We start from the raw sequence: 18,527 nt of genomic DNA, 5'->3' as shown, positions 1-18,527 counted from the left end.
GCGAGCGGAAGCCGCCGGAGGACGACGAACAGGGGACGGTGCACGGGGATGACGGCCACACCATGGGGATTCCGCGACATTCTGCCCGAGGAGGCGCAGGCGCGCGAGGACATCGCGCTCACGGTGCGGGGCATCTTGAAGGGCCATGGCTACCTGCCGGTGGAGACGCCGCTGCTCGAGCACCGCGACGCGCTGGGCGGAGGGGGCCGCATCGCGGACACCCCGTTCAAGCTGTTCGACGACGACGGCCGCTTCCTGGTGGTGCGGCCCGACAACACCCTCCCCATCGTCCGCATGGTCGCCTCGCGGCTGGACGGCGCCCGGCTCCCGCTGCGCCTGCGCTACGACGCTCCGGTCGTGAGGACGGCGCCGCGCAACACGGGCGCCTCGCGCCAGGTGACCCAGCTCGGCTTCGAGCTCATCGGCGCGGGCGGCATCGAGGGCGACGCCGAGGTCGTGCGGTGCGCGGCGGAGGTCGCGCAGGCCCTCGACCTGCCCGATTGGCGCGTGGTCTGCGGGAGCGTCCAGCCGTACCAGGAGCTGCTCGCGCACTGCTCCGATGCCGGGCTCGCCCGCCGCGCGCTCGAGCTCGTCCACCTGAACAACCTGGTCGACCTCGACGAGCTCGTGGAGGGCGGCTCCGAGCCGCCCGCGCTCAAGCGGGCGGTCAGGGAGCTGCCGCGCCTCTGCGGCGGGGCCGAGGTGCTGGTGCGCGCCCGGGAGCTGCTGGAGGGCGCCGGCGCGGACGCGCGGTCGGTGGGGGAGCTGGGCGCGCTCGCCGAGCGCCTGGCGTCGGAGGCCCCCGCGGCGGCGGAGCGCCTGTCGTTCGACTTCTCGATCGTCAACTCGTTCGGGTACTACACGGGCCTGGTCTGCAAGGTCTACGCCGCCGGCATCCCCGAGTCCATCGGCTCGGGCGGGCGCTACGACGAGGTGTTCGACGGGGCGGTCGAGGGGATGCCCCGCGTTCCGGCCGCGGGCTTCGCGTTCTCGCTCGAACGGCTCGAGGCCGCCGTCGCGGAGCGCATGGCCGGTGCGGCTGCGGCCCCCGCGGGCGACGGCGATGCGGGCGGGGAGGGGGACGTCCCGGCGGCTCCGTCCGTCGCCGCGGCGGCCGTGCCGTCGCCCGCTGCGCCCCCCGTGCGCATCGCCGTTCCCAAGGGCTCGCTCAACGGCGACACCCTGCGCGTTCTCGAGGCCGCCGGGCTCGACGTCGGGCCCCTGCGCGATCCGGGGCGCCACCTCATGTTCACGGTGCGCGACCGTCTCGAGGGCCCGGATTCCATCGGCGACGTGGAGTACATCATCGTGCGCGCGCAGGACGCCCCCGCGTTCGTCTCGTGCGGCGGGGCCGACTGCGGCATCTGCGGGCGCGACTCGCTCATCGAGGCCGATTGCAACCTGCTGCAGCTCGTCGACCTCCGCTTCGGTGCGTGCCGCTTCATCGAGGCCGAGCCGGCTGCAGCGTATGCGGCGGGGGCGACGGAGCGCGCGTACGCGCGGCGCGGGACCCTGCGCGTGGCGACCAAGTACCCGCGCATCGCGGGCGCCTGGTACGCGGGGCGCGGCGTCAACGCGGACATCCTCACGCTGCACGGCAACATCGAGCTCGGGCCCATCGTGGGCATGGCGGACCGGATCGTGGACATCACGGCGACGGGCACCACGCTGCGCGAGAACGACCTGGTCGTCACCGGCGAGATCATGACCTGCACGGCGCGCTTCTTCGCGAGCCCGGGCCGCGCGCGCCTGGACCCCCGCGTCCGCGTGCTCGCCGCGCGCCTGGCGGACGTCGTGCGGCGGGGCTAGCAGGCCCGCGCAGCGCTCCCTCGGTCCCGTGTTTCGGCGGGGTAACGCGGTTGTGCCGTATGCTTTATCATGATAAAGTCACCGTGTAGGAGAAGATTCGTGCGGGCGCGCGGCTCAACGATGGGCCGTGCGCCCGCCTGCTCACGGGCGCGGATACGCGGCGCGCAGGCGTCGGGCGCATCCGGTGCCCCGATAGGAGTGAGGATGAGGACCATCACGCTCGCGCCGGGCGAGCGCCTGCAGCCGCGCATGCTCGCGCGCGAGGGCGCCGTGCCGGCGGACATCACGGCTTCGGCCCAGGGGATCATCGACGAGGTGCGCGCCGGCGGGGACGAGGCCCTGCGCCGCTTCTGCCGCGAGTTCGACGGCGTGGACGTGGCGGACTTCCGCCTGCCCGACGAGCAGGTCGACGCGGCGCTCGAGGGGCTCGACCCCTCCTTCCTGGCCGCGCTCGAGAAGGCCGCCGCGCAGATCCGCGACTTCCACGAACGCGAGGTCCAGCAGAGCTGGTTCACCGCGCGCCCCGACGGCACCGTGCTCGGCGTGAAGGTGACGCCGGTGGCGGCGGCGGGCATCTACGTGCCGGGCGGCCGCGCGCAGTACCCCTCGACCGTCCTCATGAACGCCATCCCCGCCAAGGTCGCCGGGGTGCGCCGCGTGGTCATGGTCACGCCGCCGCAGCGCGACGCCGCGCCGGGGGCCTGCCCCATCTCCCCCTACACGCTCGCCGCGGCCAAGGTGGGCGGCGTGGACGAGATCTACACCGTCGGCGGGGCGCAGGCCGTCGCGGCGCTCGCGTACGGCACCGAGTCGATCCCGCGGGTGGAGAAGGTGACCGGGCCCGGCAACGCCTACGTCGCCGCGGCCAAGCGCCTGGTCTCGGGCGATGTCGGCATCGACATGGTCGCCGGCCCCTCGGAGGTGTGCGTGCTCGCGGACGCCACGGCCGAGCCCGCCGTGGTCGCCGCGGACCTCATGGCCCAGGCGGAGCACGACCCGCTCGCCGCATGCTACCTCGTCACCTGCGACGTCTCCTTCGCCGAGCGCGTGGAGAGGGCGGCCGAGGCGCTGCTCGCCGCCAACCCCCGCCGCGACATCGCCGCCGCGTCCCTCGCCGAGCAGGGGGCGGTCGTGATCGCTCCCGACATGCCCACCGCCCTCGAGGCCGTCAACACGATCGCGCCCGAGCACCTCGAGCTGCACTGCGCCGACGCGATGGGGCTGCTCGGCTCCATCCGCAACGCGGGGGCCATCTTCGTGGGCGCCTGGAGCTGCGAGCCGCTGGGCGACTACGTGGCCGGCCCCAACCACACGCTGCCCACGGGCGGCACCGCGACCTTCTCCAGCCCGCTGTCCGTCGACGACTTCGTCAAGAAGTCCTCGGTGATCTGCTACACGCCCGCGGGCCTGCTCGCGGACGCCCCGGCGACCCAGCGCCTCGCGCAGGCGGAGGGCCTGTGGGCGCACGGGCTGTCCGCCGGCCTGCGCCGCCGGGTCCTGGAGCTCGGTCCGGACGCGGTCTCGCCCGAGGCCCTCGCCGGGGCGGACCTGGCGCGGACCGCCTGGCCCGGGGACGACCCGGATACCGTGGCGCGCGGGGTCTCCGGTCCCGCCGCCGGTCCCGCCGCCGAGCCCGTTTCCCCCGCGAAGGAGTCGTGACCCATGGCAGAGCTCTCAGATCGCATGCGCGCCCTCGTGCAGCCGCACCTCGCGGGCATCGAGCCCTACGACCCCAGCTTCACGCCGTGCCGCATCAACCTGTCGGCGAACGAGAACACCTACCCGCTGCCGGCCAGCGTGCGCGCCTCGGTCGACGCGGCGCTGGCGGCGACGCCGCTCAACCGCTACCCGGACCCCCTGTCCGGCGAGCTGCGATGCGAGCTGGCGGCGCGCCACGGCCTGGCGCCCGAGAACGTCTGCGTGGGCAACGGCGGCGACGAGCTGCTGTTCAACTTCCTGCTCGCCTTCGGCGGGGAGGGGCGGCGCGTCCTCAACTGCCCGCCGTGCTTCTCCGAGTACGAGTTCTTCGCCTCGCTCACGCGGACCGGCGTGCGCAACGTGCGCCGCGACCGCAGGACCTTCGAGCTCGACGAGCGCGCGATGCTCGCCGCGGCGCCCCATACGAACCTCGCGATCCTCACCTCGCCCAACAACCCCACGGGCAACCCCGTGTCGGCGTCGTTCGTGGCGCAGCTGTGCCGGGCCTGCCCCGGGCCGGTGATGGTCGACGAGGCCTACATCGAGTTCGCGGACGAGGGGGTCTCGGTGGAGCGCCTGCTCGGGAGCTGCCCCAACCTGGTCATCCTGCGCACGCTGTCCAAGGCCTTCGGCGCGGCCGGCATCCGCTGCGGGTACGTGCTCGCCGCTCCGGACGTGATCGAGGTGTTCGCCGCGATCCGTCAGATCTACTCGGTGAACGTGCTCACGCAGGCCGCGGCCCTCGCGCTGGTCCGTGCGCGCGCCGAGCTGGCGTCCGCGGTGGCGCAGGTGCGCGCCGAGCGCGCGCGGCTGCTCGCGGCCCTCGAGGCCGACGAGCGCCTGGAGGTGTGGCCGAGCCAGGGCAACTTCCTGCTCGTGCGCATGGACGAGGCGAGCCGCATCCGCGAGCGCCTGCGCGACGAGCGCTCCATCCTGGTGCGCGACTTCTCGTACGCATCCGGGCTGGAGGGCTGCCTGCGCATCACCGTGGGCACGCCGGAGGAGAACGACGAGCTGCTGGCGGCGCTGACGGCGCTGCTGGACGAGGAGGGCTGAGGCGCGCCGCCCCGGCCGGGGCCCCGCGCCCGCGGGGCCGACGGGGCTGGCGCGCCCGCCGGCAAGGAGGACCGGATGGCGAGGACCGCCGAGGTCTCCCGCGTGACGGGGGAGACCGATATCACCGTCAAGCTCGACCTGGACGGGTCGGGCGCCTGCGACATCTCCACGGGGGTGCCGTTTTTCGACCACATGCTCGACGCGTTCGGGCGCCACGGGCTATTCGACCTCACGGTCCGTGCGACCGGAGACGTCGAGGTGGACGCGCACCATACCGTGGAGGACACGGGGATCGTGCTGGGCCGGGCGTTCGCGGCCGCCTTGGGCGACAAGGCGGGCATCACCCGGTTCGCCGACTGCGCGATCCCCATGGACGAGGCCCTCGTGGCGGCCGCCGTCGACATCTCGGGCCGCGGGCAGGCGTACTGCGACCTGCCGCTTCCCACCGAGCGCGTGGGCGCCTTCGACACGGAGCTCGCGGTCGAGTTCTTCTACGCCTTCGCACGGGACGCGCAGCTCACGCTGCATGTGCGCGAGCTCGCGGGGGCGAACAGCCATCACATCATCGAGGCCGCCTTCAAGGCCGTGGGCCGTTGCATGCGCCGCGCCTGCGAGCTCGATCCCCGCGTGCAGGGCGTCCCCTCCACCAAGGGCAGCCTGTAGCGACCGGGGCGCCGCGTTCGGGGGCGAGGTCGAGACGCCGCAGGGGGACGGGGTCGATTCATCACGGGTACGGAGAGGGGTGCGGTCATGGCCGATAAGCCGGTCATCGTCATCGTCGACTACCATAAGGGCAACCTGTCCAGCATGGCCCGCGGGCTGGCGCGCGCGGGCGCCGAGGCGCAGGTGACCGACGATCCCGAGCGGATTCGCGCGGCAGACGGGATCGTGCTGCCGGGCGTGGGGTCCTTCTACGACGCGATCGCCTTCATGCGCGAATCGGGGCAGGACCGGGCGGTCATCGATGCTGTGGCCGGCGGTGCGGGCACGCCGTTTCTGGGCGTGTGCCTGGGGCTCCAGCTGCTGTTCGAGCGCGGCGACGAGGGCGTGCCGGACGCACCCGTGCCGGCTGCCGCGCCGGCGCCCGCCGATGCGCCGGCGGAGGTGCCGCCCGTGCCCGCCGGCTCCGACCTCCGCGACGCCCCCGGAACCGTGTTCGAGGCCGAAGGGAAGCGCTGGGTCCGCGGCCTCGGCCTGCTCAAGGGGTCGTGCACCGTCCTCCCGGCCGACCGGCTGAAGATCCCCCATGTGGGATGGGACCAGGTGCACCTCACGCCCGCGGGCCTCGCCTGCCCGCTGCTCGACGGGTTCGACGAGGGCGCGAACCTGTATTTCACGCATTCCTACGCGCTCGACGGGGACGCGGACGCCGGCGACATCGCCGCCCGCACGTTCTACGCGCGCGCGTTCGGTTCGGTCGTGTGGCACGGCAACATCTACGGGTGCCAGTTCCACCCCGAGAAGTCCTCGGCGCACGGCCATCGTATCCTCGAGAGCTTCGTGCGCATCGTGGAGGCGCGCGTCAAGGAGGTGGGCGCATGATCGTCTTTCCCGCCATCGACCTCATCGCCGGCAAGGTGGTGCGCCTCGAACGGGGCGAGCGCTCGCGCTGCACGGTGTATTCGGACGACCCCGTGGCGCAGGCCCGGGCCTTCGCCGAGCAGGGCGCGACCTGGGTGCACGTGGTCGATCTCTCCGCGGCGCTCGAGGAGGACGAGGACGCCTGCGCGGCGAACTCGGCCGCGATCGAGGCCATCTGCCGCGTCGACGGGCTGTCGGTCGACGTGGGCGGCGGCGTCCGCTCGCTCAAGCGCATCGACGAGCTCGCGGGGTACGGTGCCCGCCGCATCGCGCTGGGCACCGTGCTCGTGACCGAGCCCGGGTTCGCCGAGGTCGCGGCCCGCGGCTTCGGCGGCATGCTCGTGGCCGACGTGGCGGCCCGCGACGGGCAGGTCAAGATCAACGGCTGGCGCGACGGGATCTCCCGCAGCGTGGAGAGCGTGGTGGGCGAGCTGTCCGAGCTCGGGTTCCGCCATCTGGTGTTCACCGACATCTCGCGCGACGGCATGCAGACGGGCGTCGACGCGGACGCCTACCGCCGCGTCGCCGCGTGCGCGGGCTTCCCCGTGGTGGCGTCGGGCGGCATCTCGACCCTCGCGGACGTGCGCGCGCTCGCCGCGGCGGGTCCCGACGTCGTCGAGGGCTGCATCATTGGCCGCGCCCTGTACGAGGGGAACTTCACGCTCGCCGAGGCGCTGGAGGCGGCCGGGCAGGGTGCGGCGCAGGCGGGCGCGCGCTCGTCCGGGCCGTCGGCGGCCGTATCCGGAGAGGGGGCCGGCGATGCTCACTAAACGCGTCATCCCATGCCTGGACGTCAAGGACGGGCGCGTGGTCAAGGGCGTGAACTTCGTGTCCCTGCGCGACGCGGGGGACCCGGTGGAGCTCGCCTCGGCCTATGACCGCGAGGGCGCCGACGAGGTGATCTTCCTCGACATCACGGCGACGAGCGACAACCGGGCGACGACGATCGACATGGCCGCGCACGCCGCCGAGGAGCTGGCGATCCCCTACACGGTGGGCGGCGGCTTCCGCGACCTGGCGAGCATGCGGCGGATGGTCGCCGCCGGCGCGGACAAGGTCTCGCTGAACTCCGCCGCCGTGCGCGACCCATCGCTCATCACCGCCGCCGCGGCGGCCTTCGGCAGCCAGGCGGTGATCGTCGCCATCGACGCGAAGCGGGTAGGCGAGCCCGGGGCGCCGGGCGCCGACCGCTGGGAGGTCTACCTGGCGGGAGGCCGCACGCCGACGGGCATCGACGCGGTGGCGTGGGCGCAGGAGGCCGCCCGCCGCGGCGCCGGGGAGATCCTGCTCACGAGCATGGACCGGGACGGCACCAAGGAGGGGTTCGACCTGGCTCTCACCCGCGCGGTGGCGCGCGCGGTCCCGATCCCGGTGATCGCGTCGGGCGGCGCGGGGACGCTCGAGCACTTCGCGGAGGGCATCATCGAGGGCGAGGCCGACGCGGTCCTCGCCGCGAGCGTCTTCCACTTCGGCACCTACAGCATCCGGCAGGTGAAGGAGTACATGGCCTCGCAGGGCATCCCCATACGCCTGGATTTCTAGGCAGGGGATGGCGCCGACGGGGCGCCGGAGGCCGCGGGGCCGGGGCGCCCGCGGGAAAGGAGCCGATATGGGCATCGATGATCTGAAGTTCGACGAGCGGGGCCTCATCCCCTGCGTCGTGCAGCAATACGATACCGGCGAGGTCCTTATGGTCGCCTGGATGAGCGCGGAGTCGATCCGCCTCACCGTCGAGACGGGGACCACGTGGTTCTGGAGCCGGAGCCGCCAGGAGCTGTGGAACAAGGGCGCGACGAGCGGCAACATGCAGCAGCTGCGCGAGCTCCGCGCGGACTGCGACGGCGACACCCTCCTCGCGCTCGTGGACTCGCCCGGCCCCGCCTGCCACACCGGCAACCGGAGCTGCTTCTACCGGAGCCTGACCGGGGAGTCGGACGGCTGACCGACGGCGGCGCCGGCCCGGCGCGCGTCCGGCGGCGCAGGTCCGGCCCCGACCCGCGCGGGCTGCCCGGCGCCTCGCGGCGCGGGGCCGTCCGCGCGACATTCGACCAGATTGGAGACGACATGGGTGTTCGTACCGCAAACGTGCAGGATGGCGATATCGGCAAGACGCTCGAGGGGCTGGCGGACGTGATCCACGGCCGCTGGGACGCCTCGCCCGAGGCCTCCTACACCGCGCGCCTGCTCAACGGCGAGGAGGACGAGCTGCTGAAGAAGCTTGCCGAGGAGGCGAGCGAGGTCATCATGGCATGCAAGGACCGCGACCACGACCATATCCGCTACGAGGCGGGCGACCTGGTGTACCACCTGCTCGTGACCCTCGAGCGCTACGGCGTCACGGTGCCCGAGCTCGCCGGCGAGCTCGACGCGCGGCATCGATAGGGGCGTCGGCACCTGCCCGCCGCGCCCCCCGGCCCCGGGCGTCGTGCGCCTGCCCCGCATGCCGGCCTATCACGCCGGCACCCGCGGCGCGTGCCGGGCGCTCATGCCGACATCCCGGCGCCCGTGGCGGATGCCGGCCCCTTGCGCCGTGCATCCCGGCGTCCGCGCCGCGCCGCACGCCTCCGCCCGCCCCTCGAGACGGGCCGTTCGGCGGTCCCGCTCCCGCCTTGCATTGCACGACACCGCGTAGCTGCGGATATCCCGAAATCTTCATCAGCGTGCACGACAGCACGAAATGCGGCGTTCGGGCATACTGTCGATGAGCGGACTCGTGTCCGATGGTTGCGCGGTGAGGAGGACGAGATGGCACCGGTCGGATTCGAATGGATCTTCGTGATCTGGTACTACGCGACCGTGGTGGTCGGCCCGGTCATCCTGTTCGCCTTGGTTGTGCTCATCGCCGTCGTGGCCCTGCGCATCAACGGGCGCCTGAAGCGCATGATGCCCGCGCAGACGGATGCCGGGGCGCCCCTCGGGGATGCCTCGGGCGCCGCCGGGGGATCCGATGACGACGGCTCCGCTGAGCGTCGGCGCCTGCAGGACGGCTTGGAGCACGCGCGCCGGGAGCTCGACCTCGCCGACGCCGGGCTCACCCGCCGCGAGCGCACGGTGCTGCTCGCTGCCTGCGAGGGGCGTACCTTCGCCTCGCTGGCCGAGGAGATGGGGGTTTCGCGTTCGACGGTGGGGACGTACTGCACCCGTGCGTACGAGAAGCTGGGGGTCGATTCCCGTGAGGCCGCCCTGGCGTGGCTCGAGCGTCGCTCGTTCGCCCATGCGCTTTCAGATGCCGGCCTGACCGACGGGGAGGTCGAGGTCGCGCTCATGGTCGCCGACGGCGCGTCGACGGCGGATGTGGCGGAGAGTCTCGTGCTGAGCGAGGCCGCGGTCAACAGTCGCTTGCAGCAGGTCTATTCCAAGCTGGGCGTCCATTCGCGTGCCGAGCTCGCGGCGATGCGCGGCGCCGGCCGCTAGGTGCCGGATTCCAGCAGGTCGGCATCGACGAGCGATGAGAAACCACAACATATAGTGGTTGATGGGGGATTCTGACACTATGAGGAAATTACTGTATCGTTAAATTCGGTCCCTCCGAGTAGCCAGGTGAATCGCCAGCTGCAAAACCCCTGATAGAGGCTTTACGTCGCTGAAGGGTTACTTGGAAGTCTCCGATTTAACGTTACAGTAAAATTCTTTACCATCGTCGGCCCGGTCGAATCCGCGTTCCGATGCCCGAAACCGCGCCCGCCGCCGTCGGATCGGTCGAGACCGCGCCCCGATACGGGCATGCTACAATCGCGGCGACACACCCGTCGATCCGAGGAGGCTCCATGCCCGTCCTGTTCATCGAATATCCCAAGTGCTCTACCTGCCGAAAGGCCAAGAAGTGGCTGGACGAGCACGGGATCGACTACACCGACCGCCATATCGTCGAGGACAATCCGACCGCCGAGGAGCTCGCCGCTTGGCAGGAGCGCTCCGGCCTCCCGGTGCGCCGCTTCTTCAACACCAGCGGGATGCGCTACCGCGAGCTGGGCATCAAGGCCAAGTTGGATGCCGGTATGAGCGACGAGGACGCTTTCGCGCTGCTCGCGACCGATGGCATGCTCGTCAAGCGCCCGTTGGTGATCGCCGACGACGCGGTGCTCGTGGGTTTCCGCGAGCCCGCCTGGGAGCAGGCCCTGCTCTAGGTGCCGAGGCCGCATGGGCGTCGGGGCAGAGACCACACCTGCCTCGTCCGTGAGATCCTAGGTGCCGAGGTCGCACGGGCATCGAGGTCCCGCTTTGACGGGGTCCGGCTGTTCGCGTCGACCCGGACCCGCTTCTGCGAACACCCTCCCGCTTCCCGGAGCTCGATATGGAGGTTCGGGAAGCGGGAGGTTTTTCATACTCATCGACCTGCGGTGCGGGCGCGCGGCGTCCCCGCCGTCCCGCCTGCGCCCGCCTAGAGGATGCCGGCTTAGAGGACGCCGAGGCTCATGAGGTACGCCACGTAGGTGAACACCATGAAGGCGTTGGCGAAGATGCAGATGACGCCCAGCACCTTGCCCGCCAAGATCGCGCGGGGATAGGGGGCGTTCTGGCGCGACGCCATGCGGCCCAGCACGATGGCCACGATGCCGGCGATGACGCTCAGGATCCAGCTCACCCACAGTGCGAGAATGACGCCCACCACACCGAAGATGATGGTGGCGATGGACAGCCCCGGGTTCCCGGGCGCGGGCTCCTCGGCACCGGTGCCGAGGGCCTCCTCGACGGGTTCGGGCTCGGGGCGCGCCTCGGCGCCGACGGGTTCCCCGGCGGATGCCGCCTCGGGGCGCATGGCCGCCTCGGGCTCCTTCGCGTCGGGGCTGAGGATGACGTTCACCACGCTGAAGATTATGGTGACGATAGACGTTCCTGGCATGGCCGCCTCGGGCTCCGCGGCGACTGTCGCCTCGGATTCCACCGCGCCAGAGCTGGCCTGCGCGCCTGCGGTTGCGGCGGTGACGGGTGCGGTGCTCTCGGTATACTCGCTCTGATCGAGGGACATGGTCCTCCTTCTGGTCGCAGATGGGGTTGCGGGCGTGTGGGGCGCGGACGCAACCGGGTGCGGATTCGTCCGCATGTAGGCATATGGGCGTTCAGGCGGCACCAGCGTCGCTGCATGCCCGGCGGGCTGCCGTCGCCCGTGCGGTTACGTGCAGGATACCCGCTTTGGTCCGCGGACGTGCGCAGCCCCTGTGGAATTGTCCCGCCGGACACTGACTTCGAGTGCGCTCCATGTGGTAGCGTCATGTCGATGCGGGCGCCGCAAGGCGGGCGCCGTGCCACGTCGGAAGGAGCCCTATGGATGCAGCCGAGCTCGAGGCGCTCGCGCGCCAGGTCGCGACAGGGGAGATGACCCCCGCCGAGCTGGTGGGCCATGTGCGTGCCGATACCGTCGCCGACCTGGGTTTCGCGCAGGTCGACACCGGACGCGGCCTGCGCACCGGGGTCTCGGAGGTCGTCTACGGGGCCGGGAAGACGGCCGGGCAGATCGCGGGGATCGCGGACGCCATGCTCGCCTCCGGGCAGCGGCGCATCCTCATCACACGGCTCGACCCCCGCAAGGCCGAGGAGCTCGCCGCGCTGGGATGCGCGTTCACCTACCATGAGGAGGCCCGCGCCGGCGTCGTGGGCGAGCTGCCCGAGCCGGACGGCAACGGGGAGATCCTGGTGGTCACCGCGGGCACGAGCGATGTACCGGTCGCCGAGGAGGCTCTGCTCACGGCGCGGTTCCTGGGCAATCGCGTCACCTGCGTCAACGACGCCGGGGTGGCGGGCATCCACCGCCTGCTGCGCCATGGGGACGAGATAGCCCGCGCCCAGGTGATCGTCGCCATCGCGGGTATGGAGGGCGCGCTGCCGAGCGTGGTGGCGGGGCTCGCCGCCTGCCCGGTCATCGCGGTGCCCACGAGCGTGGGCTACGGGGCCAACCTGGGCGGTCTCACGGCGCTTCTGGCCATGGTCAACAGCTGTGCGAGCGGCGTGTCCGTGGTGAATGTCGACAACGGGTTCGGGGCGGCCTACCAGGCATCCCTTATCAACCATCTACCGGGCAAGGAGGCCTGATCGATCATGGGTCAAGCGGACGACGCGATGCGGGTGCGCCCCCGCGAGGGGCTGACGCTGTATCTGGACTGCCAGGCGGGGGTGGCGGGCGACATGCTGGTCGCGGCGCTGCTCGATGCGGGCGCGGACGAGGCGGCGATGCGCCGTGCGTTGGACAGCATGTCGGTCGGGGGTTTTGAGATCGAGGTCTCGCGCGTGAAGAAGGCGGGCATCGATTGCTGCGACTTCGCCGTGCGGCTGGATGCCGAGCACGAGAACCGCGACCATGATATGGAATATCTGCATGGCGACGGCGCCCTTGCGCTCGAGGCCGATCCGGGACACGCTCTGCACGAGCACGAGCACGAGCACGAGCACGAGCACGAGCACGAGCACGAGCACGAGCACGAGCACGAGCACGAGCACGAGCACGAGCACGAGCACGAGCACGAGCACGAGCACGAGCACGAGCACGAGCACGAGCACGAGCACGAGCACGAGCACGAGCACGAGCACGAGCACGAGCACGAGCACGAGCACGAGCACGAGCACGAGCACGAGCACGAGCACGAGCACGAGCACGAGCACGAGCACGAGCACGAGCACGAGCACGAGCACGAGCACGAGCACGAGCACGAGCACGAGCACGAGCACGAGCACGAGCACGAGCACGAGCACGAGCACGAGCACGAGCACGAGCACGAGCACGAGCACGAGCACGAGCACGAGCACGAGCACGAGCACGAGCACGAGCACGAGCACGAGCACGAGCACGAGCACGAGCACGAGCACGAGCACGAGCACGAGCACGAGCACGAGCACGAGCACGAGCACGAGCACGAGCACGAGCACGAGCACGAGCACGAGCACGAGCACGAGCACGAGCACGAGCACGAGCACGAGCACGAGCACGAGCACGAGCACGAGCACGAGCACGAGCACGAGCACGAGCACGAGCACGAGCACGAGCACGAGCACGAGCACGAGCACGAGCACGAGCACGAGCACGAGCACGAGCACGAGCACGAGCACGAGCACCGCCACGGCGGCCATCACCACCACGGCCCCCATGGCCATCACCACGAGCACCGCGGGCCGGCGGACATCGACCGCATCATCGACGCCGCGGACATGTCCGCGGGGGCCCGCGCGATCGCCCACCGGGCGGTCCGCATCCTCGCGGAGGCGGAGGCCAAGGCGCACGCCGTCCCCTTCGATCAGGTGCACTTCCACGAGGTCGGCGCCGTCGATTCCATCGTGGATATCGTCGCCGCAAGCGTCCTGTTCGACAGCCTGGCCGTCGCCCGCACGGTCGTCCCGGTGCTGGTCGACGGCCACGGGACCATCCGCTGCCAGCACGGCGTCATCCCCGTGCCGGCCCCCGCGACCCTGAACGTCTGCGTCGCCTGCAGCCTGCCCCTCGCGCAGGCCGACGTCTCGGGCGAGCTCGTCACCCCGACGGGCGCCGCGCTCGTCGCCGCGTTCGACCCCGTATTCGAGCTGCCGCCGCGCTACGCTGTCCGGGCCGTCGGCCTGGGTGCCGGGAAGCGCGCCTACGAGCGCCCCTCGGTCGTGCGCGCCTGGCTGATCGAGGAGCTGCCCGCCGCGCCGGTGCCTGATACGCCGGCGCAGGTCGTCAAGCTGGAATGCGACATCGACGACAGCACCCCCGAGGTCCTCGCCTACGCCGCCGACCGGCTGCGCGACGCCGGCGCCCGCGAGGTCCACTGGGTCCCGGTCTTCACCAAGAAGGGGCGCCCGGCCTACCAGCTGCAGGTCATCTCCGCGATCGAGGACGCGGGGCGCCTCGAGGAGGTCATATTCCGTGAGACCTCGACCATCGGCGTCCGGCGCGTCCGCATGGAGCGCACGGTGCTCGCGCGCGCGATCGAGGAGGTCCCGACGCCGTGGGGCGCGGTGCGCATGAAGCGCGTGGAGCTCCCCGACGGCTCGCGCCGCGAGGCCCCCGAGTTCGAGGACTGCGCCGCCATCGCCCGCCGCGAGGGCATCGCCCTCCAGCGCGTGATGGACGCGGCCCGGGCGTCGCGAGAGGCCGGGCTGTAGCGAGCCCGGCAGCGTCGCCGCTTCCTGCCGGCGCCCCCGTGTCCCTCCCGACGGAAAGAGGAGTCCGATGTCCCCTATGCGAAAAGCGCTCAAGGTCCTGAGCTTCCTGGCCCTCATCGCCGGGATCGACCTGGCCATCACCCTGTGGGTCCTGCATTCGACGGGCGAGATGCAACTCGACCCCCTGCAGGTCGCGACCATGGGGCTTTCCGCCGTGCTCGGGCTCGTGGCGGGTGCGCTCGGCATCGGCGCGGCGAACGCGCCGTCGAGGATCGGGCGCCTCCGTCTGCCCATGTGGCTCGGCGTATGGGCGAATCTGTGCAACGTGCTGCTCATGGTCCTTTCCGGGGGAATCATCCCCTCGGGGCTCGTCAGCCTCGCCATCGCGGCCGCGTTCGCGTACGCCGCCGTGCAGGTGGAGCGGGAGTCCGGCCGCTAGGGCGGCAGCCCGGCACCCCCGGCTTCGCGCCGGCGGGTCCCTCGGCCGGTGGCCTCGAGGCCGGCGCCCTCGCCTTCGCGCCGACGGGCCGCTCGCCCTGCATGCTTCCGATCGGTCTTGCCGTTCGCCGGGCGCTTGGCGCCGGCGGCGCCCCACCCCGCATGCTCCGGGCGGTCTGCGTGCGCGGGCTCCCGGTTGGGTATAACCCCCACAGCGCGGTCGGTCGCGCCGCGCGAGGGAAGGAGACCGAAGATGTCATCCAATCAGAAGGCGCTCAAGGTCATGAGCTTCATCGCGGTGCTCGCCGCGGTCGGCATGGCGGCGTGGACGGGCATGGCGCTCATGTTCGCCAACACGTCGACGGGCCTGCTGCTCGCCATCTGCTCGCTTGCGACGGCCCTGCTCGACCTCGTGCTCGGGGCGGCGGGCATCGGCGTGGCCAACCGTCCCGCACGCGGTCTCGAGGTGTACTACATCGGGGTGTCGTGGCTCGCCGTCGTGCTCAACGCGGTGTCCGTGGTCGTCTACGTCCTCGTACCCGGCTTCGTATGGCCCGCGGCGGTCAACCTCGCGATCGTGGCCGTCTACTTCCATTTCTCGCGCCGCGTTCGCTTCGAGGCGCTGCCCTGACGTCCGGCGCGCCGCCCGGCTTCCGCATCGTCCCGGTCCTCCGCATCCCGGCCGACTCCGTCCGAACGCCGAACCGCCGTCGCCGCGACGCGCGGGACGGCCCGATCCTCTGGAAGGGAATCGCATGAAGTTTCTCATCGCATCCGACATCCACGGCTCCGCCTACTGGGCGGAGCGCCTCATGGCCGCCATCGGGGAGGAGCGCCCCGACCGCGTCCTGCTGCTGGGCGACCTGCTCTACCACGGGCCGCGCAACGACCTCCCGCGCGACTACGCGCCCAAGCGCGTGATCGCCCTGCTGAACGACCTCGCCGCTTCGGGGAGGGTCGTCGCCGTGCGCGGCAACTGCGAGGCCGAGGTCGACCAGATGGTCCTCTCGTTCCCGTGCATGGCCGACAGCGCCCCGGTGCTCGCGCCGTCCGGCCGGGAGCTGTTCTGCACCCATGGCCACGTCTTCGGCGCGGGGTTCCACAACAGCGTGGACAACCTGCCCGAGCTGCCCGAGGGCTCGGCGATCGTCTACGGCCACACGCACGTCAAGGTGAACGAGGCCGTCCCCGGCCATCCGGGCATCTGGGCGTTCAACCCCGGCAGCGTCTCCATTCCCAAGGACGGCACGCACAGCTACGGCATCTACGATGACAGCCTGCCGCTGACCGAGGCGTTCTCCCACATCGTGATGGGGGAGGAGTAGCCATGGACGAGACCGCAGGGAGCCCGCCCGCGGCCGGTGCGGCGCGCGACGAGTCGACGCTCGCCGACGCGCGCGCCTCGTTCCAGTCGCTCGTCCGGACCATCTGGCGCCTCCGCCAGCCCGACGGCTGCCCGTGGGACCGCGAGCAGACGCATGCCTCCATCGCCGGGAACATGATCGAGGAGGCGTACGAGGCCGTCGACTGCATCGAGTCCGGGGACGCCGCGCATCTGCGCGAGGAGCTGGGCGACGTGCTCATGCAGGTGGTCCTGCACGCCCAGATCGCCGCGGACGCCGGGGAGTTCACGATCGACGACGTGGTGCGCGACCTCGACGAGAAGCTCGTGCGGCGCCATCCGCACGTGTTCGGCTCGGCCGAGGGGGCGCGGGACGCCGATGCGGTCCTGGACATCTGGGACGAGGTCAAGCGGGCCGAGCGCGAGGGGCGCAACGCTGCGGAGGACGGGGCCGCCTCGACCGACGGGGCCGACGCCGAGCCCGCGCCCGAGGGGCTGCTCGACAGCGTGCCCCTGGCCTTTCCCGCACTCATGCAGGCGCAGAAGGTGTCCAAGCGCGCCGCCAAGGCGGGCTTCGAGTGGGACACGGTCGAGGACGTGTGGGACCAGGTCGCATCGGAGCGCGCCGAGTTCGAGGCGGAGGAGCCCGGCAGCGACGCCCGCTCCCTGGAGTTCGGCGATATGCTGTTCGCCTTGGTGAACGTGGCGCGCAAGGAGGGCATCGACGCCGAGGGCGCCCTGCGCGCCTCCACGGCCAAGTTCCGCCGCCGGTGGGCGGCCATGGAGGGCATCGCGCGCGAACGCGGCGAGCGGCTCGAGGACCTCTCCACCTCCGAGCTCAACGCGCTGTGGGACGGCGTCAAGGACGGGGAGTGACGGGTCCGCGGGTATCGGGAACAAAGATCTGCCCCGCGCCGATTCGCATCGCCTTGCCGTGGATAAACCCCGCGCAATCGGGAATACTGACTAAAGTTTGCTTTGGGTAACCAAGCCCGGGCATGGATCATCCAGCTGGTCTCCAGCGGAAAGGACGATGCAATGAGTGAGATTCTGGACGTCTACGGTCGCGAGGTCCTCGATTCGCGCGGCAATCCCACGGTCGAGGTCGAGGTCGTGCTCGACGACGGCTCCTTCGGCCGCGCCATGGTGCCCTCCGGGGCCTCCACGGGCGCCTTCGAGGCCGTCGAGCTGCGCGACGGCGATAAGGGACGCTACCTCGGAAAGGGCGTCACGAAGGCCGTCGACCACGTGAACAAGGAGCTCGCCGATGCCGTGATCGGCATGGACGCGTTCGACCAGCGCGCCGTCGACGCCGCCCTCATCGAGGCCGACGGGACCCCCAACAAGGCCAACCTGGGTGCCAACGCCATCCTCGGCGTGTCCCTGGCCGTGGCCCGCGCCGCCGCGCAGTCCACGGACCTGGAGCTCTATCAGTACCTCGGCGGCGTGAACGGCCACACCCTGCCCACGCCGATGATGAACATCCTGAACGGCGGCGTCCACGCCGACAACAACGTGGACTTCCAGGAGTTCATGATCATGCCGGTCGGCGCTCCCACCTTCACCGAGGGCCTGCGCTGGTGCGCCGAGGTCTACCACACGCTGAAGAGCGTCCTCAAGGACTCCGGCCACAGCACCGGTGTGGGCGACGAGGGCGGTTTCGCACCCGACCTCAAGAGCAACGAGGAGCCGCTGCAGTACATCGTCAAGGCCATCGAGGCCGCCGGCTACAAGCCGGGCGACGACTTCAAGATCGCCATGGACCCCGCGACCACCGAGTGCTACGACGCCGAGCGCGGTGTGTACGTGCTCTCGGGCGAGGGCCGCGAGCTCACCACCGACGAGATGATCGACTACTGGGCCGAGCTCGTCGAGAAGTACCCGATCATCTCCATCGAGGACGGCCTGGCCGAGGAGGATTGGGACGGCTGGGTCAAGCTGACCCAGCGCATCGGCGACAAGGTCCAGCTGGTGGGCGACGACCTGTTCGTCACCAACACCGAGCGCCTGAAGAAGGGCATCGAGCTCGGCGCCGCGAACGCCATCCTCGTGAAGGTCAACCAGATCGGTACGCTCACCGAGTCCCTCGAGGCCATCGAGATGGCCAAGCGCGCGGGGTACGCCTGCATCGTGAGCCATCGCTCCGGCGAGACCGAGGACTCCACGATCGCCGACCTCGCCGTCGCCGTGAACGCCGGCCAGATCAAGACCGGCGCGCCCTGCCGCTCGGACCGCATCGCCAAGTACAACCAGCTCATCCGCATCGAGGACGAGCTGTACACGAGCGCCGAGTACGCGGGCATGAACGCGTTCTACAACATCCGCTAGCGCACTGGGCCCGCTGCGCCGACCGCGACTCCACGGCGCGGCGGGGCGCCGCATCCGCGGCATCCGGACGATAGGCGCGCCCCTCTTTTCCTGGCGGCGTCGGGCCTCGGCGGCCCGGCGCCGCCGTCTGCTTCCCGGCGCCAGGGCGCGGCCCGTCCGTTCCCGGCGGCCCGCCGCCCGCGCTCCCCGGATCGACCGGGCG

19 protein-coding genes are annotated in these 18,527 nt (G+C 71.4%); 18 read left to right on the top strand and 1 reads right to left on the bottom strand.

The features are described 5' to 3' along the window. The first annotated feature begins 48 nt into the window (after positions 1-48). The 11 genes from hisG to PHA29_RS03155 all read left to right on the top strand — a co-directional run bounded on the left by hisG (position 49) and on the right by PHA29_RS03155 (position 10,271). Positions 49-1,809, top strand: coding sequence for an ATP phosphoribosyltransferase (hisG, locus tag PHA29_RS03205; RefSeq protein WP_270848048.1), 1,761 nt, complete (start codon positions 49-51; stop codon positions 1,807-1,809). A 204-nt stretch (positions 1,810-2,013) separates the two neighbouring features. Beyond that, positions 2,014-3,468 carry a histidinol dehydrogenase gene (gene hisD, locus PHA29_RS03200; protein ID WP_270848046.1) on the top strand — a complete coding sequence of 485 codons (1,455 nt, stop codon included), beginning with the start codon at positions 2,014-2,016 and terminating at the stop codon, positions 3,466-3,468. A 3-nt stretch (positions 3,469-3,471) separates the two neighbouring features. Continuing rightward, positions 3,472-4,563, top strand: a complete 1,092-nt coding sequence (gene hisC / locus PHA29_RS03195) for a histidinol-phosphate transaminase (RefSeq protein ID WP_270848045.1) — start codon at positions 3,472-3,474, stop codon at positions 4,561-4,563. Positions 4,564-4,638: 75 nt separating this feature from the next. After that, positions 4,639-5,226 carry an imidazoleglycerol-phosphate dehydratase HisB gene (gene hisB / locus PHA29_RS03190; protein WP_270848044.1) on the top strand — a complete coding sequence of 196 codons (588 nt, stop codon included), beginning with the start codon at positions 4,639-4,641 and terminating at the stop codon, positions 5,224-5,226. 87 nt (positions 5,227-5,313) lie between these two features. After that, positions 5,314-6,105, top strand: coding sequence for an imidazole glycerol phosphate synthase subunit HisH (locus PHA29_RS03185; protein ID WP_270848043.1), 792 nt, complete (start codon positions 5,314-5,316; stop codon positions 6,103-6,105). Continuing rightward, positions 6,102-6,914: a 1-(5-phosphoribosyl)-5-[(5-phosphoribosylamino)methylideneamino]imidazole-4-carboxamide isomerase gene (locus PHA29_RS03180; RefSeq protein WP_270848041.1), complete on the top strand. Its 813-nt coding sequence runs from the start codon at positions 6,102-6,104 to the stop codon at positions 6,912-6,914. Before PHA29_RS03185 ends, PHA29_RS03180 begins: the two co-directional genes overlap by 4 nt. After that, on the top strand, positions 6,904-7,686 hold the full coding sequence (hisF, locus tag PHA29_RS03175) for an imidazole glycerol phosphate synthase subunit HisF (protein ID WP_270848039.1): 783 nt from the start codon (positions 6,904-6,906) through the stop codon (positions 7,684-7,686). Before PHA29_RS03180 ends, hisF begins: the two co-directional genes overlap by 11 nt. Positions 7,687-7,753: 67 nt before the next feature. After that, positions 7,754-8,086 (top strand): phosphoribosyl-AMP cyclohydrolase, encoded by a 333-nt coding sequence (hisI, locus tag PHA29_RS03170; RefSeq protein WP_270403970.1) that lies wholly within the window; start codon positions 7,754-7,756, stop codon positions 8,084-8,086. Between the two features lie 122 nt (positions 8,087-8,208). Beyond that, positions 8,209-8,526, top strand: coding sequence for a phosphoribosyl-ATP diphosphatase (gene hisE, locus PHA29_RS03165; protein WP_270848038.1), 318 nt, complete (start codon positions 8,209-8,211; stop codon positions 8,524-8,526). Positions 8,527-8,889: 363 nt separating this feature from the next. Then, positions 8,890-9,558, top strand: a complete 669-nt coding sequence (locus PHA29_RS03160) for a helix-turn-helix domain-containing protein (RefSeq protein ID WP_270405641.1) — start codon at positions 8,890-8,892, stop codon at positions 9,556-9,558. 353 nt (positions 9,559-9,911) lie between these two features. Continuing rightward, positions 9,912-10,271: an arsenate reductase family protein gene (locus tag PHA29_RS03155; RefSeq protein WP_270405639.1), complete on the top strand. Its 360-nt coding sequence runs from the start codon at positions 9,912-9,914 to the stop codon at positions 10,269-10,271. Positions 10,272-10,540: 269 nt separating this feature from the next. Here the strand turns inward: PHA29_RS03155 and PHA29_RS03150 are convergent, their stop codons facing one another. Next, positions 10,541-11,113 (bottom strand): hypothetical protein, encoded by a 573-nt coding sequence (locus tag PHA29_RS03150; protein ID WP_270848037.1) that lies wholly within the window; start codon positions 11,111-11,113, stop codon positions 10,541-10,543. Between the two features lie 296 nt (positions 11,114-11,409). Here PHA29_RS03150 and larB point away from each other — a divergent pair, with 296 nt between their 5' ends. The 7 genes from larB to eno all read left to right on the top strand — a co-directional run bounded on the left by larB (position 11,410) and on the right by eno (position 18,325). Beyond that, complete coding sequence (gene larB, locus PHA29_RS03145; RefSeq protein ID WP_270848036.1) at positions 11,410-12,174, top strand: nickel pincer cofactor biosynthesis protein LarB; 765 nt, start codon at positions 11,410-11,412, stop codon at positions 12,172-12,174. 6 nt (positions 12,175-12,180) lie between these two features. Beyond that, positions 12,181-14,217 carry a nickel pincer cofactor biosynthesis protein LarC gene (gene larC / locus PHA29_RS03140; RefSeq protein WP_333491377.1) on the top strand — a complete coding sequence of 679 codons (2,037 nt, stop codon included), beginning with the start codon at positions 12,181-12,183 and terminating at the stop codon, positions 14,215-14,217. A gap of 67 nt (positions 14,218-14,284) precedes the next feature. Further along, positions 14,285-14,656: a hypothetical protein gene (locus PHA29_RS03135; RefSeq protein ID WP_270574902.1), complete on the top strand. Its 372-nt coding sequence runs from the start codon at positions 14,285-14,287 to the stop codon at positions 14,654-14,656. A gap of 252 nt (positions 14,657-14,908) precedes the next feature. Further along, a complete protein-coding gene (locus PHA29_RS03130; protein ID WP_270848034.1) occupies positions 14,909-15,286 on the top strand; it encodes a hypothetical protein in 378 nt (125 codons plus the stop codon). Between the two features lie 124 nt (positions 15,287-15,410). Then, positions 15,411-15,980: a phosphodiesterase gene (gene yfcE, locus PHA29_RS03125; RefSeq protein ID WP_270848032.1), complete on the top strand. Its 570-nt coding sequence runs from the start codon at positions 15,411-15,413 to the stop codon at positions 15,978-15,980. 2 nt (positions 15,981-15,982) lie between these two features. Continuing rightward, entirely contained in the window at positions 15,983-16,873 is an 891-nt protein-coding gene (gene mazG / locus PHA29_RS03120) for a nucleoside triphosphate pyrophosphohydrolase (protein WP_270848030.1), read from the top strand. 162 nt (positions 16,874-17,035) lie between these two features. Continuing rightward, positions 17,036-18,325 (top strand): phosphopyruvate hydratase, encoded by a 1,290-nt coding sequence (gene eno / locus PHA29_RS03115; RefSeq protein WP_270574906.1) that lies wholly within the window; start codon positions 17,036-17,038, stop codon positions 18,323-18,325. The last annotated feature ends 202 nt before the right edge of the window (positions 18,326-18,527 follow it).

Source organism: Candidatus Collinsella stercoripullorum, from assembly GCF_027669965.1.
In the GTDB taxonomy this organism is placed as follows: Bacteria; Actinomycetota; Coriobacteriia; order Coriobacteriales; family Coriobacteriaceae; genus Collinsella; species Collinsella stercoripullorum.
Note: the sequence above shows the minus strand (reverse complement) of the source record. Positions and strands in the feature narration are given on the sequence as shown.

Coding starts and splice junctions, on each gene's coding strand:
- hisG (WP_270848048.1), top strand. CDS start 49: ATGACGGCCACACCATGGGGATTCCGCGACATTCTGCCCGAGGAGGCG.
- hisD (WP_270848046.1), top strand. CDS start 2,014: ATGAGGACCATCACGCTCGCGCCGGGCGAGCGCCTGCAGCCGCGCATG.
- hisC (WP_270848045.1), top strand. CDS start 3,472: ATGGCAGAGCTCTCAGATCGCATGCGCGCCCTCGTGCAGCCGCACCTC.
- hisB (WP_270848044.1), top strand. CDS start 4,639: ATGGCGAGGACCGCCGAGGTCTCCCGCGTGACGGGGGAGACCGATATC.
- PHA29_RS03185 (WP_270848043.1), top strand. CDS start 5,314: ATGGCCGATAAGCCGGTCATCGTCATCGTCGACTACCATAAGGGCAAC.
- PHA29_RS03180 (WP_270848041.1), top strand. CDS start 6,102: ATGATCGTCTTTCCCGCCATCGACCTCATCGCCGGCAAGGTGGTGCGC.
- hisF (WP_270848039.1), top strand. CDS start 6,904: ATGCTCACTAAACGCGTCATCCCATGCCTGGACGTCAAGGACGGGCGC.
- hisI (WP_270403970.1), top strand. CDS start 7,754: ATGGGCATCGATGATCTGAAGTTCGACGAGCGGGGCCTCATCCCCTGC.
- hisE (WP_270848038.1), top strand. CDS start 8,209: ATGGGTGTTCGTACCGCAAACGTGCAGGATGGCGATATCGGCAAGACG.
- PHA29_RS03160 (WP_270405641.1), top strand. CDS start 8,890: ATGGCACCGGTCGGATTCGAATGGATCTTCGTGATCTGGTACTACGCG.
- PHA29_RS03155 (WP_270405639.1), top strand. CDS start 9,912: ATGCCCGTCCTGTTCATCGAATATCCCAAGTGCTCTACCTGCCGAAAG.
- PHA29_RS03150 (WP_270848037.1), bottom strand. CDS start 11,113: ATGTCCCTCGATCAGAGCGAGTATACCGAGAGCACCGCACCCGTCACC.
- larB (WP_270848036.1), top strand. CDS start 11,410: ATGGATGCAGCCGAGCTCGAGGCGCTCGCGCGCCAGGTCGCGACAGGG.
- larC (WP_333491377.1), top strand. CDS start 12,181: ATGGGTCAAGCGGACGACGCGATGCGGGTGCGCCCCCGCGAGGGGCTG.
- PHA29_RS03135 (WP_270574902.1), top strand. CDS start 14,285: ATGTCCCCTATGCGAAAAGCGCTCAAGGTCCTGAGCTTCCTGGCCCTC.
- PHA29_RS03130 (WP_270848034.1), top strand. CDS start 14,909: ATGTCATCCAATCAGAAGGCGCTCAAGGTCATGAGCTTCATCGCGGTG.
- yfcE (WP_270848032.1), top strand. CDS start 15,411: ATGAAGTTTCTCATCGCATCCGACATCCACGGCTCCGCCTACTGGGCG.
- mazG (WP_270848030.1), top strand. CDS start 15,983: ATGGACGAGACCGCAGGGAGCCCGCCCGCGGCCGGTGCGGCGCGCGAC.
- eno (WP_270574906.1), top strand. CDS start 17,036: ATGAGTGAGATTCTGGACGTCTACGGTCGCGAGGTCCTCGATTCGCGC.